The following is a 13841-nucleotide window of genomic DNA, read 5'->3' on the forward strand; positions in this document are numbered from 1 at the left end:
AGCCGGCCGTCAGCCCATCACGTCGTCGGCACCGGGGATGAGTCGATGCTCGAACGGCGGGTTGACGGTTCCCCAGCGCAGGCACTCCCAACCGCCGTCGACCGAAGGCAACAGTTCGACGGTCTCGGTGTTGGCCAAGTGGTTGTTGGCTGCGAACAGACCGGGGACACCGGCAAGCTGGGCTGCGACAAGACGGATCGCAGCACCATGACTGACCACGACGATGTCGCCGCCGTCTCGTGAGCCTTCGAGAAATTCTTCGCGCAACGCATTGACGACGGGGACGTACCGCTCCAGGACGTCGTATCCCGTTTCACCACCGGGGATGCGAGCGCCGAGGTTGCCGGTGTGCCAGTGATGAAACGTCTCCATGAACAGTCGGTGCGCGGCCTCGTCGGTACGATCTTCGAGGTCACCGGCCTGCACCTCGTGCAATCCGTCCCGCACATCCAGGGATACGCCGGCGGCCTGCTCCACGAAACCTGCTGTCTGCCGGGCACGCAAAGCCAAGGACGATACGAGCGCCAGAGGAGGCGCCGAAGCCAGGCCGATGCCCAAAGTCTCGGCCTGCGCCAACCCTTCCGGCGTGAGCTTTGCTCCGGGTAGTGCGGTGTCGAGACGTTTGGCGACATTCGCCTCCGTCTGACCGTGCCGAACGAGGATGAGCCTTCCGGTCATCGTTCTCCCCCTCCATGCTTGAGTTCGTCGATCCACCGAATCGCTTCTTCGTCCGAAGGAGGTTGTGGCCCGGTCGAATTCGCTGTCGCCCACGACCCCAGGAAGCGGACTCCGGATTTACGATGCAGGGCACGCATCGCCTCGGCCACCAGCGAGTCCTCGACGTGTCCGACGCAGTCCACGAAGAACCGGTACGTGCCCAATTCCGTTCGCATCGGCCGTGATTCGATCCGAGTCAGGTCGATACCGCGAGCGGCGAATTCGGAGAGTGCACGCACCAGGGAGCCGGGAGCGTTGTCGAGGTGAAGCACCAGCGCGGTGCGATCGGCACCGGTCCGCGCCGGAACCGGGGCCGGCTTGGTAACCAACACGAAACGTGTGCGGGCGCCGCCTACATCGGCGACGTTGTCCGCCAGGCTGTCGAGTCCGAGCATCTGACCTGCCAAAGCCGTGGACACACCGGCGTCGACGGTTCCGGCCTGCACATCCAGGGCCGCACCGGCGTTGGACGACGCCAGCACCACCTCGGCCTGGGGCAGGTTCTCGGCGATCCATCCGCGGACCTGCGCGCCCGCATGCGGGTACGCGCCGATCGTGCGGACCTGATCGGCGGTGGTCCCGGCCCGAACCAGGATGGAGAAACTCACGTCCAGATCGGTTTCGGCGACGATCTGCAGCGGCGAACCGAGAGCGAGTGAATCGAGCGTCGGAGCTACGCCCCCTTCCACCGAGTTCTCGAAGGGAACCACGGCCCCGTCCACGGAACCATCGCGAACCATGTCGAGAGTCGCCGGCGGACTGCCGGCCGGTACTCGCTCGACGGTTTCGCCGAACGCGCCCTCAGCCTCCAACTGGGCGAGAGCTATCTCCGTGAAGGTTCCCGACGGACCGAAATACGCGATTCTTGGCACGCCTAAAAGATTACGCACCGACCCACGCCGGTCACTGCAAACCCGCGGCACGCAAAGCCGTTTCCACTGCAGGCAGATCCGCGACCTCGATCGTGAGCAGCACCTCACGCATGGCCGACGCGGCTTCGGGGATCAGCGCGGCAAGTTTTTCCGGCTTCGGATCGACCATCGCGGCGCGCACGTCGTCGCCGCGCAGTGCAGCGACGGTGCCACACAGCAGGGCGATCACCTCGTCGCCGTCGGCCGCGCGGGCTACGAAACCGACGGACTCGTGCGCGAGTACCGCCAGGAAATCAGCCACTTCGGTGGGCGTAAGACCGGCGGCGAGTCCGGGGATCCGGCCACCTTCGCACAGACGCAGCGCCGCTTCGGCGGGTGTCAGATCCTCTTCGCCGCCGTCGACGTACACAGCGAGTGGAGCGGGCAGGCGCAGCGCGATCGCGTCGTCGATCTGGTCGGTGGTGACGTCGACGTCGAAACGGACGGCCTCGTACGACGCTTCCGTGTCCGCACGCAGTTCTTCCGGATCGATATCGAGACGGACGACAACCCGGCCTGCTGCTTCGCCACCGATCAGAGCCGACGCCGGAACAACCGGGAGAAAGAGTGCTTCGAGGAGTCCGCGCGAGTTTCTCGGGGCGGGCAGCCCGAGTGAGAGAGGAATGGCCACAGACAAACCGTAACCCCGGCGCAGGCGGCGGATTCCACGCGAGTTGCGCAAAAGTCTTGCGATTCACACCGAAGCGTCTTAGGTTAGGGTTACCTCATCATCCGATGGAGTTCGAGAGAACACCCGCCAAGGGGGCAGCATGGCAACGAAGACCAGCACCGGCCCGTCCACCGCCGAACGCGTCCGCAGCGCCTGTGTGCGCGCACAAGACGCAGTTCTCGCCATCGAAGGCAGCGATCCCACCGTCACGTCGGTGCATCACCTGCGTTCGAACGGTGACGTCGTCGTTGCAGTCCCACATGCCTCCGCTGCTGCGGCTCTGGCCTGGAACTCCGGCGGCGGCGGCCTGCCTGCCGTCCTCGAGATCACCGATCACGCACCACTGCGGCTGCGTGAGCCCGTGCGCTCCCTCGTGTGGCTTCGCGGCTCGTTGCACGCCGTGCCCGACTACGAGGCACGCGTTCTCGCCGACGACGTCGCATCCGAACATCCCCACCCGGGGCTACTCGACATCGGCCACACCTCGGTCCTCCTTCGCTTGAGCCTGGCCTCGGCTGTAGTCGCTGATTCAACGGGGGCAGAACCCGTCGCCGTGGACGAACTGCTGAACGCCAGCCCCGATCCCTTCTGGGAAATGGAGACCGCATGGCTGCAGCATCTCGACGAAGACCACCGCGACCTCGTGGACCTGCTCGTGCGCAAGCTTCCCCCGTACATGCGCACCGGACGCGTTCGCCCACTCGGCATCGACCGCTACGGACTTCGCCTGCGGGTCGAGGATCACACCGGTGACCGCGACGTGTGGATGCCGTTCGCCAACCCCGTCGACGACGCTCCCGCGCTGAGCCGCGCCATCCGCATGCTGGTCGGGTGCCCTTTCCTCAACGGCCTCCGATCGGGCGGCGCATCAAACGGCTAGCGTTGCGCGGGTGAATGCCCGCGAAACCGTCCGCACCTGGTTACGGCCGCCGACTCCCGTCCCGGCCGGCCCGGCCCTCGATCCGGCCGCCAGACGCGGAGTCTGGATCGAGATCACGATCGTCCTGCTGGTCACCTTCGGACTCAGCGGATTGTCCGGGATCCTCTCGCTCGCCGAATCCCTGGCGACGCCGGTTGCGCTCTCGGATCAGACGGTTGCACTCAACCCGTCGCGGGCCGCCATCGACTGGATCGACCTGGCGCGCCAATTGCTGGGCGTCGCAAAGCTTCTCGCGTGGGCAGCGCTGGGACTCTATCTACTGTGGCGTTCGGGGATCGGTCCACGTGCTGCGGGACTGACCCCCAAGCCTCGATTCGGGCGCGACATCGCTCCGGGATTCGGCCTCGCCGCTGTGATCGGTCTCCCCGGTCTGCTGTTCTATCTCGTGGCTCAGGCACTGAGCATCAACCTCACCGTCCAGGCCAGTGCGCTCGACGATCACTGGTGGCGAGTGCCGATCCTCGTACTGTCCGCGATCGCGAACTCCGGTGCCGAAGAGGTGCTGGTCGTCGCCTACCTGATCACTCGCCTCCGAACGCTGGGTTGGAGCGAGAACAAATCACTGCTCGCGTCGTCACTCCTGCGCGGCAGTTACCACCTCTATCAGGGGTTCGGTGGCGGCGTCGGAAACGTGATCATGGGGCTCGTGTTCGGCCGGTACTGGCAGCGCACCGGGAAACTCTGGCCGCTGGTCATCGCCCACGCTCTCATCGACATGGTGGCGTTCATCGGTTACGCCCTCCTGCGCGATCACGTCTCCTGGCTGCCGTGACCGGTACCGTGAACTGGTGACCGGCGACTCCGAATATCCTCAGCGCCCTCCGCGGCGCCAGCCGCCAGGGCCACCTCCGCGTGGACCGATGCCTCCGAGGCAGAACCCTCCACGCCAGAATCCACCCCGTCAGGGCCCACCCCCGCAGCGGCGTCCACCGATGCCGCCGGAAGGGCCGACGGTCATTCGCCGCGACGGACGCCCGCAGCAGCAGAATCCGGCCAATCAGGCCTGGTCACAGGTCCCACCACAAGCGCCGCAGCAGCCCAGGCGTGAGGACTGGGCGCCGACCCAGCGCCCGCAACCGTTTCAGGACGACCCGCGCAGGCAGGGGCCGCCGCGTCAGGATCCGCAGCGCCAGGCGAAGTACGCGCCCGCACCGCCGCGCCGAACCCCGCCGAACGCCCCGCCGCGCCCTCCAGAACCTCCGAAGCAGCGACGCCCCCGCAAGCGTCGTAGCTGGGGTAAACGTATCGGCATCACGTTGTTGGTCTTGCTGCTCGCGCTGGCCGGCGCGCTCTATTACGTCGACAGTTCGCTCAATCGAATCGACGCGCTGCCCGACTACGCGGGACGCGTCGCCGATACTCCGGGCACGAACTGGCTGATCGTCGGGTCCGACAGCCGTGAGGGGCTCACCCCCGAGCAGGAGCAAGCCCTTGCGACGGGCGGTGACACCGGTCCCAAGCGCACTGACACGGTCATCTTGGTCCACGTCCCCAAAAGTGGGAAGACGACCATGGTCAGCATCCCTCGCGATTCGTACGTTCCCATCCCCGGCTACGGCTCCGACAAGATCAACGCCGCCTTCGCCTTCGGTGGCGCTCCATTGCTGGTGCAGACCGTCGAAGAGGCAACGGGGCTTCGCATCGACCACTACGCCGAGATCGGATTCAGCGGGTTCGCCGGCATCGTCGACGCCGTCGGTGGCGTCAACGTGTGTCTGGCACAGCCGATCGACGATCCACTGGCCGGGATCAACCTCCCCGCCGGATGCCAGGACTTGAAGGGTTCGGACGCACTCGGGTTCGTGCGAACTCGCGCAACGGCGCTCGCCGACCTCGACCGCATGAACAACCAGCGCCAGTTCATGTCGGCGTTGCTGTCGAAGGCGACGAGTCCGACCACGTTCCTCAATCCGTTCCGGTTGTGGCCACTCGTCTCCGATACCGCCAAATCTCTACAGGTCGACGAAGGCGATCACATCTGGAATCTGGCCTCACTCGCCTGGGCGCTTCGCGGCGGGATGACCACCACGACGGTTCCGGTCGCCGGTTTCGAGGACGTGGACGGTTCGGGCAACGTGTTGTTGTGGGACAAGGCGCGCGCTTCGCAGTTCTTCGACGCCCTGGCCAACGATCAGCAGATTCCACAGGATCTGATCACCACGGGGTAATCGCCCTGAGTTCCGGTAGTACCGCGGGAGGACAGGCCCGGCGAACAAATCGCTTTCCGGCAGGACGCGGAATCGGCGGCCGAAAAATACCGTGAAGGTATGAACACAACACACCGCCGATTCCGCACTCTCGCCGTCGTTGCCGCCGCCGTCGGAGCTGCTGCACTCGTGACGTCCTGCTCCGGAACCTTCGAGAAGTTCGACGACTCCAAGGCGTACAAGAAAACCGAAACCTTCTCTTTTGCACAAGCATCCAACGGAATCGACACACTGCCGAGTTGGGTTCCCGCCGGCGCGACGGGTATCGACGAGGTCATCCGCACCACCGGCAACGAACGCATCCTGCGAATGACTGCGAACATCGCGGAGATAGATCACAACAGCTGCATCGCACGACCCACCGTCGAAACTCGTCCCGCATCGTTGTCCGCACAGTGGTGGCCGACGGGGGTCGAGAAGGGCAGTTCTTTTCAGTGCGGCGATTGGTACGTCGGCGAAAAGGACTCGTTCGTCTACGGGTACCGACCGGAAACTGTGGGCTTCGTCATCGATCAGCTCGACAAGAAGTAGCTCCCTCTCAGCGGCGACGACCCAGTAACCTGTTGGGATGACACAGGCGAAGAACTCGAGCGAATTCACCACTCTGCTGCGTCAGCAGATCCGTAACGAGTTCACTGCATCGCAGCAGTACATCGCGGTAGCGGTGTACTTCGATGCACACGATCTTCCGCAGATGGCCGCGCGCTTCTACAGCCAGGCCACCGAGGAACGCGGTCACGCGATGATGATGATCCAGTACCTGCTCGACAACGACCTCGACGTGGACGTTCCGGGCATCGACGACGTCGTGACGAAGTTCGACAGTGTCCGGGCTCCGGTCGAGTTGGCACTCGAGCAGGAGAAGACGGTCACGGAGCAGATCACGCAGCTGGCACGCACCGCGCGCGATACCGGCGACTACCTGGGCGAGCAGTTCATGCAGTGGTTCCTCAAGGAACAGGTCGAGGAAGTGGCAAGCATGACAACACTTCTCACCATCGTCGACCGCGCCGGCGACAACCTGTTCCACCTCGAAACGTTTGTCGCACGCGAGATGAACACCCCGGCCGCTGCCGACGCAATGGCGCCGACGCCCGCCGGCGGCGGCGTCTGAGGGTCACCGGCCTACCGAGTCTCAGGCCGCTCGGCGGCGTTCAGTGATCTGAGGAAATTGTTGTACGCCTCAAGATCACTGTCGCCGTCGATCTCGGCGCGGCGGTCCAGGTCGGCATTCATCCGTTTGTCGTCGCGGTTCCAGCGCATCGCGAAGATCACGACCACCACCAGAGCGACGGGCTCTCCGTACGACCACGCGAGGGCGCCCGCCAGCTGCTGATCCTGCATCACGTCCACGCCCCACTCCGGAGGCGGATCCACGAACGTGGTCAGCAGCGGCTTTGTCGCCATCATGAGTACGACGCCGATGAACACGTGCAGCGGCATCTCCACGAACAGGTCGAAACACCGGCCGAGGTAGCTCTGTCGCACCGGCAGTGGGCCGGTGGCGAGCACCGGCATGATGAAGAGCAGACCGCTGGCGAGAAAGAAGATTTCGAGAAAGACGTGTCCAGCCGGTAACGCCGAGACGGTGTCGAAGATCGGCGACAGGTAGATCCCGTAGTAGCTGAACAGAAATACCGGGATCGTGAACCCGGGGTGCAGCATCCACCGCGCCGGACGGCTGCGCAATGCCGAGAGGGCAAGCGCGAGAATGCCTTTTCCTATTCCTCGGTGCGGCGTCGAACGTAATAGCAGCAGTCCCGGCGAGCCCAGTACCCAGAGCGGCGGGATCGCCATCGAGAGCGTCAGGTGTTGGAACATCCAGACGCTGAAGAGTTCGAAGCCGTAGCTCTCGACCTTCAGTCCGGTCACCGCGATCAGCAGCAGGCACCCACCGAGGAAACACGCTGTCCGATGCCACGGCCATGGTCGCCCACTCGCGCGAACTCGCTGAGCGCCAGTCCAATACCAGAGTGCAAGAACAACTCCCAGGGCAGGAAGAAGCGGGAGGGATGAGGTATCCCACTCCAGCATCTGCCCGATCGACGGCGGCGGCGTGTCATTCACGAACGCTTCACCGGCGGGTCCTCCTTCGTCTCCATGCGGGTACCGTCGACTCTACACCTAACTACTATGTTGGATAGTATTTAGGAATTCGACGGAAGGTACAGGTGCACAGCAGTGTCCAGAAGCATGAAGATATCCGCCGCCCTGATCGCGGTGTTCGCGGTAGCACTGATCACGTTCATCACCGTCGATCCGATTCGGGCAGACAACGAGAACGCCGATCGGGCAGCACAATCCACCGCCGTCCTCACCGACGACGCGTACCGATTGACCTCGGCCGCCGACGGCAAGGTGAACCTGGTCGAGTTCCTCGACTTCGAATGCGAAGCCTGCCTCGCGCTGTACCCGACGATGGAGCGGATCAGAGCGGAGTACGAGGGTCGAATCACGTTCGGCATCAGATACTTTCCGATTCCGAGTCACACCAACAGCACTCTCGCGGCGCAGGTCGTCGAATCCGCATCTCGCCAGGGCAAATTCGTCGAGATGTACAAGCAAATGTACGAGACGCAGTCGCAATGGGGTGAATCCGCCGAATCACAGGAGGCGCTGTTCCGTTCCTACGCACAAGATCTCGGACTTGACATGGCCCGATTCGAATCCGACCTCGGCAGCCGCGGCGTCCGCGAGCGGGTCGAGCGCGACTTCGAAGAAGGCCGACGCCTCGGCGTCCGAGGTACTCCGACGCTGTTCCTCAACGACGTGAAGCTGGACCAGATGCCGAGCTACGAGCAGTTGAAAGCCCAGATCGATTCGGCCTTGGGAGAATGATCAGGTCAGAACAGCGCAGATCCCCGCGGAGACGGCCACCGTCACGGCTGCGGCAACGGCCGTCGTGACAGCGGCCGGCGCACAGGCCGCCACCGCGCAGGTCAGTCGCCGAGGCGACGCCACGTCGCCGTCGACCAGGGAACTCAATCGCACCGCAGTCGCGCTGCCGCGATCGCTCAAGCTCCAGTCCGGCTGAGGAAGCGGCGATTTCGACACCACGGCAAGGGCGGAACGCACCGCAGCCGGGCTGGTGACGCGAGCGGCGTGTCTGTCCGCCGACAGTTCGACGATCGCGCCGACGGCAGCGGGTGCCGCCGCGAACAACGGCACTCGCGGAAGAACAGCGGCCAAGACTTCGCACGCACCGACAATTCGGTGATGACCGCCGCTCAGGTGTGCACGCTCGTGCGCGAGGACAGCATCACGCTCGCCTCCACTGAGAGCGGATGACAAGCCTTGCGTCGCAACAACAAATCCAGGCTTTCCGGCGACGCTGTACGCCATAGGCAGCGGATGATCCAACCACAACACGTCGGACTCCGAGTTGTCGCGGCGCGCGACGATCGAGAGAACATCACGATGGAAATCTCGGACCCTCGCGTGCTCACGTGCCTGCTTGCGGCCGGCCAGCACGATCCGAACGGCGATCACACCCACCACAGCAACGGCTGTGCCGGTGATCAGTTCACCCACCCATGAACTCGTGCCGTGCGCGAAGGCGCTGAAACACCGAGCGATACCGTCGACCAGCCCCTCGACCGGCGCGTGGCTCGGCCACACCAGAACCAAGACCGCGGAGAGAGCGAGATACAGAGCCGACGCCATGCTGCCGAGCCACGCCGCGAGCAGCACCGCCGGTGACAAAGCCGAGGAAACGGCTCGCAACACTCTCGGAACCAGGAATCCCACGAGCATCGCACCGAGAAACATCGGCAACGCCAATGTCATTGCACACCTTCCCCGGAAAGACCCCGGCGCAGGGCCTCGTTCTCGGCATCTGTCATGGTCTTGGCGAAGTGCAACAGCACGGCAGCGGAATCGGAACTGCTGTCCAACAATTCGCGCAGTGCTCTGGATGTGGCCTCTTCACGGCTGCGACTCGGCCGATAGAAGTAGGCGCGACTCTTCTTCTCACGACTCACCCAGCCCTTGTCGTAGAGATGCGTCACGACGGTCAGGATGGTGGTGTACGCAAGTTGTCGACGCTCACCCAGGGTCTCGACCAGATCCTTGACCGAGAGCGCGTCGTCGGACTGCCAGAGCACATCCATGACCTCGGCTTCGAGTCCGCCAAGCCCCTGCATTGCTCCTCCATCGCGTCGTGACAGAACTTCAGTCGCCCGTGGTCTTCTCCCCGAACGACACGCCCCGGGAATTCAGGTACGCGAGCGGATCGGTCTTCTGTCCGTCAGATTGCCACACCTCGTAGTGCAGGTGTGGTCCTGTCGATTGTCCACGATTGCCCACGGTCGCGATCAACTCACCCGCCCGCACCTTCTGACCCGCAACCACGAGCGCCTCGTTGATGTGTCCGTAGACGCCGACGGTCCCGTCGTCCTGCTGGATGCGGACCCAGAGCCCGAATCCCGCGGCGGGACCGGATTCGAGCACAACACCGTCGGTCGCCGACACGATGGGCGTTCCGATCGCGTTCGCGATGTCGAGACCGTAGTGGGTGGTTCCCCACCGTGGACCGAAGTTGGACGTCATCGTCCCGCTGACGGGGGCCATCACCTGTGGCTTTTCGGCCTCGAACGCCATCGCCGCTCGCTCGGATTCGAGTTGTCGCGTCTTGCCGAGTTGTTCGGCTATTCCAGCAAGATCCGTCGGCCGGACAAGGTCGAGGATCTCCGGCGCCGACACCGCAGATGCATCCTCGACTGCAATCGGCGGCGGCGACGCGTGCCCGATGGAAGTGCCGGACGCGAGGATTGCACCCGTCGCCACGGAAACCGCGGCCATGCGCCCGCCGGGTCTGATCGGCTCGGATTTTCGATGTCTTCCCACTTCTCGGTCCTCGCGTCGATGACAAATGAAGGTCTACGCCGCCACCTTACAACTATGTTGCATAGTTTTTAAGACATGCACTATTGCGCATATATGCATATGTGTCTAGGCTGGCGTCGACGAAAGGACCTTCGATGTCACACGGACACGGGCACGGAATCTCCCCCGCCGAGGCTGCGACCAGCAACAGCGGCAAGCATGTCAACAAACTGTGGATCGCCGCCGGCCTCGGGTTGGTGACCTTCGTGCTGCAGGTGACGGTCGGCCTCTTCACCTCGTCACTGGCCCTGCTCTCGGACTCGGCGCACGTGTTCACAGACATCTTCGGCATCTTCATGGCGCTCGCCGCGATCCTCGTCGCACAGCGTGCCGCCCGGCGCCCCGACCGTACTTTCGGCATGTACCGCACGGAAGTGTTTGCGGCACTGGCCAATGCGATCCTGCTCTTCGCAGTCGCCGGGTGGGTGCTTTACGAGGCCGCCAGCCGCTTCACGGATCCGCCCGAGGTTCCCGGCCTTCCCGTCGCGACAGTCGCCGTCGTCGGTCTGGCGATGAACGTCATCGCCTTCCTCATGCTGCGCAGCGGCGCGAAGGAAAGCATCAACATCCGCGGCGCCTACCTCGAAGTCATGGCAGACATGGTCGGGTCCATCGGCGTCCTTGTCAGCGGCTTGGTCACGCTTGCGTTCGGTTGGCGCTACGCCGACCCCGTCATCGGCGTCGCGATCGGCCTCTTCGTCTTGCCACGTGCCTTCAACCTGGGCCGCCACGCCGTTCGCATCCTCCTCCAGCAGGCTCCCGACCGCATCGACGTCACCTCGATCATCGAGAAGATCAACGCTCTGCCGGGAGTCGTCGACGCGCACGATCTGCACGTCTGGACACTCACCTCGGGGATGGAAGTTGCTTCCGTTCACGTCACCGCGGTCAGTGACGCCGATCCCACAACGGTGCTCGCAGCAACCCGAACCTTGCTTGCCGAGGTATTCGAACTGGGGCACGCCACCGTACAGGTGGAACTACAGGGAAGCGACGGTAAATACGCGGAACTCGCCTGGTGAAATGGACATTCCTAAATGAAACATTCGAATTCACCGGGCTCGATAACCTCACCGAATTCGAAGAAAAATTAGGTCTTCTTTAGTTTGGGAACGCTTACCACAATAAGGTCATACTGGGATGACAGGGCCTCTGACCTGCACTATCTTGGAATTCATGACTTCTGGGGAGACTCACATGACCAAATTCCACGCACTACTCCGAGACCAGATTCGCAACGAGTTCAACGCTTCGCATCAGTACATCGCGACAGCGGTTTACTTCGACAATGCGGATCTGCCACAGCTGGCAAAGCACTTCTACAAGCAGGCTGTGGAAGAGCGTAACCACGCCATGATGATCGTTCAGTATTTCCTCGATCGCGACATCAATGTCGAACTCACCGGCGTCGACGCCGCGAAGGCCGACTTCAAGGATGCCCGCGAGCCCATCGCTCTCGCGCTGACGCAGGAGAAGACGGTCACCGAGCAGATCGTCCAGCTCGCGAGCACTGCCCGCGAAGAAGGCGACTACCTCGGCGAGCAGTTCATGCAGTGGTTCCTCAAGGAGCAGGTCGAGGAAGTTGCAAGCATGACAACACTTCTCACCATCGCGGACCGCGCAGGCGCCAACCTGTTCGACCTCGAAGACTTCGTGTCCCGCGAGATGAGCACCGTCGGTGACACCACCGGTGCACCGAGCGCAGCCGGCGGAACCATCTAGCCTGCAGCACTCACGGATTTTGCCCTCGAGCCGAACGGTTCGCTTCCTGCCAGCAGGATCGAACTGATCAGCTCGGGGGCATCTGTCATCGGTACGTGCCCAAGGCCGGGCAGAACCATCAACTTTGCCTGCGGGAACGGCTTTTTCACGCGCTGCGCCTGATACACGGGCAGGATGAGATCGCGTCGACCCCACGCAACCGTCACCGGCACAGTGGGATCCACGATGGGCGGCAGCACGAAGTCCATCTCGAGACCGAGATCGACGAGTTCGTTCGACACGAGCGAACGGCAGTCGGCCAGCGCCGCCGCATAACCGACATGACTCGGGTGAGCGAAGAACGCGGCGAGCGCCGGATAGCGAATCAGCTTGTACCGCAATGCGCGTGGCAATCCGTCACCCATGAGCTTGGCCGTGCCGCGCAGTGCACGGAACGTGTTGATCGCCCGCACCTGATCGAGGTGATTGACAAAGAACCCGGCCGGCGAAAGAGCTGTCGCCGACGCGACATCTCCGCGCGCTGCCAGCGAGAGGGCAATCCAGCCGCCGAGGGAGTTTCCCGCGACGTGGGCACGCTCCCCCGCCGGCGTCACTTCCTTGACGAACTCACTGACATCGTCGATCAGCTGTCCCATGACGTCCGGACCGAGTTCGGGCAGCAGCGACTCTCCGTGACCCGGCAGGTCGACGGTGACGACGCGGCGATACGGCGTCAGCTGGTCCAAAAGCGAATCCCACGCCTGCCGTCGATGGACGATGCCATGGACGAGCACAAGCGTGGGACCGCTACCGGAGATGTCGTGCGACAAAGTCATGCCGCCAACATTAACCGTAACTTTGCGTAACGCCTATAGTTCTGGCGAAAAAATCAGCGCAGCGTGACCTGGCGTCCGCGCAGGCCGTCGCGCGAGCGAAGCTCGGCCGAGGTCAGCGGAGCATCTACGGCCAGAGCCTCGGCAAGACGCTCACCGAACTCGACGGTTGCCGCTACCCACTCGTTTGCATGCTTTTCGCGGTCGAGGTCGAAGACGGGAACCAACAGGCCGTGGGTGCGGAACGAGCCTGCGTAGCGCGAGCCCTCACCCAGATGCAGTCCACCGGTCGCGTGCACGCGCGCCAGCGCGAGCATCAGGTCGTCTTCGCTCTCGGGACGAACCCAACGCAGGTGCGCCTTCTCGCCGGCGTCGACCCACCACGCGGCAACGAGGCCGTCGCCTTCGAGCCGTGCAGAGGGCATGATCGCCGAGTTGGCGTGCTGCACGGTGGCGGCAACCTCGGGATCGGTTTCGACGCCCTCGGGGATCCACCAGTTGAAGTTCTGGTGCACGGTGATGTCGAGCAACGCCGCGGGATCGACGACAGCGGTGACTGCGGGGGTCTCGGAATCGGGGTTCGCGGCAGAAAGCGCATCGCCGGGGGCCGCGTCCTTGATCCAGTTCACCGAAGCGGCGAGGTCTGCGCCGAGGTCGGCCGAGTGCGCCTGAACCTGGACACCGACAAATCCTGTGGCCGTCTCGCCCTCGTCGCGGACGAGTGCGGCAACCGCGCCGGGGAGGACCGTTGCCAACGTGACGGGACGGTCGGAGCCGATGACCGGCAACGGAGCCGTGGCGGACGGAACGAATTCACGCAGCGCGACCAGATCGCACTCGGCGGCAAGGCCCTCGAACGGGCGGCTGACTACGCCGGCAGCGGCTTCACGCTCTGCTTGGCGTGCCGCCAGCTTCTCTGCGCGTGCGCTGCCCTGCTTCGGTCCACTGTTTCTTTTGCTCTTCTTGGCCACGAGGGCA

At 63.9% G+C, this 13841-nt stretch carries 17 protein-coding genes; 8 read left to right on the top strand and 9 right to left on the bottom strand.

What is annotated here, in order from left to right:
- Positions 1-9: 9 nt before the first annotated feature.
- The 3 genes from ACYP01_RS27425 to ACYP01_RS27435 are packed head-to-tail and all read right to left on the bottom strand — an operon-like array spanning position 10 to position 2259.
- On the bottom strand, positions 10-678 hold the full coding sequence (locus tag ACYP01_RS27425; RefSeq protein WP_042453186.1) for a histidine phosphatase family protein: 669 nt from the start codon (positions 676-678) through the stop codon (positions 10-12).
- Positions 675-1589, bottom strand: coding sequence for a prephenate dehydratase (gene pheA, locus ACYP01_RS27430; RefSeq protein WP_003945402.1), 915 nt, complete (start codon positions 1587-1589; stop codon positions 675-677). Before pheA ends, ACYP01_RS27425 begins: the two co-directional genes overlap by 4 nt.
- A 31-nt stretch (positions 1590-1620) precedes the next feature.
- Positions 1621-2259 (bottom strand): hypothetical protein, encoded by a 639-nt coding sequence (locus ACYP01_RS27435; RefSeq protein ID WP_003945395.1) that lies wholly within the window; start codon positions 2257-2259, stop codon positions 1621-1623.
- A gap of 139 nt (positions 2260-2398) precedes the next feature.
- Between ACYP01_RS27435 and ACYP01_RS27440 the strand changes: the two genes are divergently transcribed.
- From ACYP01_RS27440 to ACYP01_RS27460, 5 genes are all read left to right on the top strand, one after another.
- Positions 2399-3178, top strand: a complete 780-nt coding sequence (locus tag ACYP01_RS27440) for a DUF2470 domain-containing protein (RefSeq protein WP_003945406.1) — start codon at positions 2399-2401, stop codon at positions 3176-3178.
- Positions 3179-3188: 10 nt separating this feature from the next.
- Positions 3189-4010: a CPBP family intramembrane glutamic endopeptidase gene (locus ACYP01_RS27445; protein WP_003945405.1), complete on the top strand. Its 822-nt coding sequence runs from the start codon at positions 3189-3191 to the stop codon at positions 4008-4010.
- Between the two features lie 160 nt (positions 4011-4170).
- Positions 4171-5406: an LCP family protein gene (locus ACYP01_RS27450; protein WP_192712857.1), complete on the top strand. Its 1236-nt coding sequence runs from the start codon at positions 4171-4173 to the stop codon at positions 5404-5406.
- Positions 5407-5505: 99 nt separating this feature from the next.
- Positions 5506-5976, top strand: a complete 471-nt coding sequence (locus tag ACYP01_RS27455; protein WP_042453189.1) for a hypothetical protein — start codon at positions 5506-5508, stop codon at positions 5974-5976.
- A 37-nt stretch (positions 5977-6013) separates the two neighbouring features.
- Entirely contained in the window at positions 6014-6559 is a 546-nt protein-coding gene (locus tag ACYP01_RS27460; protein WP_003944176.1) for a ferritin, read from the top strand.
- 11 nt (positions 6560-6570) lie between these two features.
- Here ACYP01_RS27460 and ACYP01_RS27465 read toward each other — a convergent pair whose 3' ends face one another.
- Positions 6571-7512, bottom strand: a complete 942-nt coding sequence (locus ACYP01_RS27465) for a cytochrome c oxidase assembly protein (RefSeq protein ID WP_459683190.1) — start codon at positions 7510-7512, stop codon at positions 6571-6573.
- Positions 7513-7638: 126 nt separating this feature from the next.
- On the opposite strand from ACYP01_RS27465, the gene ACYP01_RS27470 reads away from it, so the two are divergent.
- Positions 7639-8283: a DsbA family protein gene (locus ACYP01_RS27470; RefSeq protein WP_459683192.1), complete on the top strand. Its 645-nt coding sequence runs from the start codon at positions 7639-7641 to the stop codon at positions 8281-8283.
- Here the strand turns inward: ACYP01_RS27470 and ACYP01_RS27475 are convergent, their stop codons facing one another.
- Genes ACYP01_RS27475 through ACYP01_RS27485 form a run of 3 tightly spaced genes read right to left on the bottom strand, consistent with a single transcriptional unit; the run spans position 8284 to position 10245 of the window.
- Positions 8284-9231, bottom strand: a complete 948-nt coding sequence (locus ACYP01_RS27475; protein ID WP_003944128.1) for a M56 family metallopeptidase — start codon at positions 9229-9231, stop codon at positions 8284-8286. It lies immediately after the preceding gene.
- Entirely contained in the window at positions 9228-9587 is a 360-nt protein-coding gene (locus tag ACYP01_RS27480; RefSeq protein WP_003944179.1) for a BlaI/MecI/CopY family transcriptional regulator, read from the bottom strand. The genes ACYP01_RS27475 and ACYP01_RS27480 overlap by 4 nt, the downstream gene beginning before the upstream one ends.
- A 28-nt stretch (positions 9588-9615) precedes the next feature.
- Positions 9616-10245, bottom strand: coding sequence for a M23 family metallopeptidase (locus tag ACYP01_RS27485; RefSeq protein ID WP_459683195.1), 630 nt, complete (start codon positions 10243-10245; stop codon positions 9616-9618).
- A 179-nt stretch (positions 10246-10424) separates the two neighbouring features.
- Here ACYP01_RS27485 and ACYP01_RS27490 point away from each other — a divergent pair, with 179 nt between their 5' ends.
- Positions 10425-11351 (top strand): cation diffusion facilitator family transporter, encoded by a 927-nt coding sequence (locus tag ACYP01_RS27490; RefSeq protein WP_459683197.1) that lies wholly within the window; start codon positions 10425-10427, stop codon positions 11349-11351.
- A gap of 154 nt (positions 11352-11505) precedes the next feature.
- Positions 11506-12051, top strand: coding sequence for a ferritin (locus ACYP01_RS27495; RefSeq protein ID WP_030535839.1), 546 nt, complete (start codon positions 11506-11508; stop codon positions 12049-12051).
- Here ACYP01_RS27495 and ACYP01_RS27500 read toward each other — a convergent pair.
- Positions 12048-12866 (bottom strand): alpha/beta fold hydrolase, encoded by an 819-nt coding sequence (locus ACYP01_RS27500; protein WP_003944129.1) that lies wholly within the window; start codon positions 12864-12866, stop codon positions 12048-12050. The two genes, ACYP01_RS27495 and ACYP01_RS27500, sit on opposite strands and share 4 nt — an antisense overlap.
- A gap of 53 nt (positions 12867-12919) precedes the next feature.
- Positions 12920-13834 carry a DUF5926 family protein gene (locus tag ACYP01_RS27505; protein WP_459683200.1) on the bottom strand — a complete coding sequence of 305 codons (915 nt, stop codon included), beginning with the start codon at positions 13832-13834 and terminating at the stop codon, positions 12920-12922.
- Between the last annotated feature and the right edge of the window lie 7 nt (positions 13835-13841).

This window comes from Rhodococcus sp. no. 34, assembly GCF_054589475.1.

Coding starts and splice junctions, on each gene's coding strand:
- ACYP01_RS27495 (WP_030535839.1), top strand. CDS start 11,506: ATGACTTCTGGGGAGACTCACATGACCAAATTCCACGCACTACTCCGA.
- ACYP01_RS27440 (WP_003945406.1), top strand. CDS start 2,399: ATGGCAACGAAGACCAGCACCGGCCCGTCCACCGCCGAACGCGTCCGC.
- ACYP01_RS27470 (WP_459683192.1), top strand. CDS start 7,639: ATGAAGATATCCGCCGCCCTGATCGCGGTGTTCGCGGTAGCACTGATC.
- ACYP01_RS27500 (WP_003944129.1), bottom strand. CDS start 12,866: ATGACTTTGTCGCACGACATCTCCGGTAGCGGTCCCACGCTTGTGCTC.
- ACYP01_RS27475 (WP_003944128.1), bottom strand. CDS start 9,231: ATGACATTGGCGTTGCCGATGTTTCTCGGTGCGATGCTCGTGGGATTC.
- ACYP01_RS27490 (WP_459683197.1), top strand. CDS start 10,425: ATGTCACACGGACACGGGCACGGAATCTCCCCCGCCGAGGCTGCGACC.
- ACYP01_RS27425 (WP_042453186.1), bottom strand. CDS start 678: ATGACCGGAAGGCTCATCCTCGTTCGGCACGGTCAGACGGAGGCGAAT.
- ACYP01_RS27450 (WP_192712857.1), top strand. CDS start 4,171: ATGCCGCCGGAAGGGCCGACGGTCATTCGCCGCGACGGACGCCCGCAG.
- ACYP01_RS27485 (WP_459683195.1), bottom strand. CDS start 10,245: ATGGCCGCGGTTTCCGTGGCGACGGGTGCAATCCTCGCGTCCGGCACT.
- ACYP01_RS27480 (WP_003944179.1), bottom strand. CDS start 9,587: ATGCAGGGGCTTGGCGGACTCGAAGCCGAGGTCATGGATGTGCTCTGG.
- ACYP01_RS27460 (WP_003944176.1), top strand. CDS start 6,014: ATGACACAGGCGAAGAACTCGAGCGAATTCACCACTCTGCTGCGTCAG.
- ACYP01_RS27455 (WP_042453189.1), top strand. CDS start 5,506: ATGAACACAACACACCGCCGATTCCGCACTCTCGCCGTCGTTGCCGCC.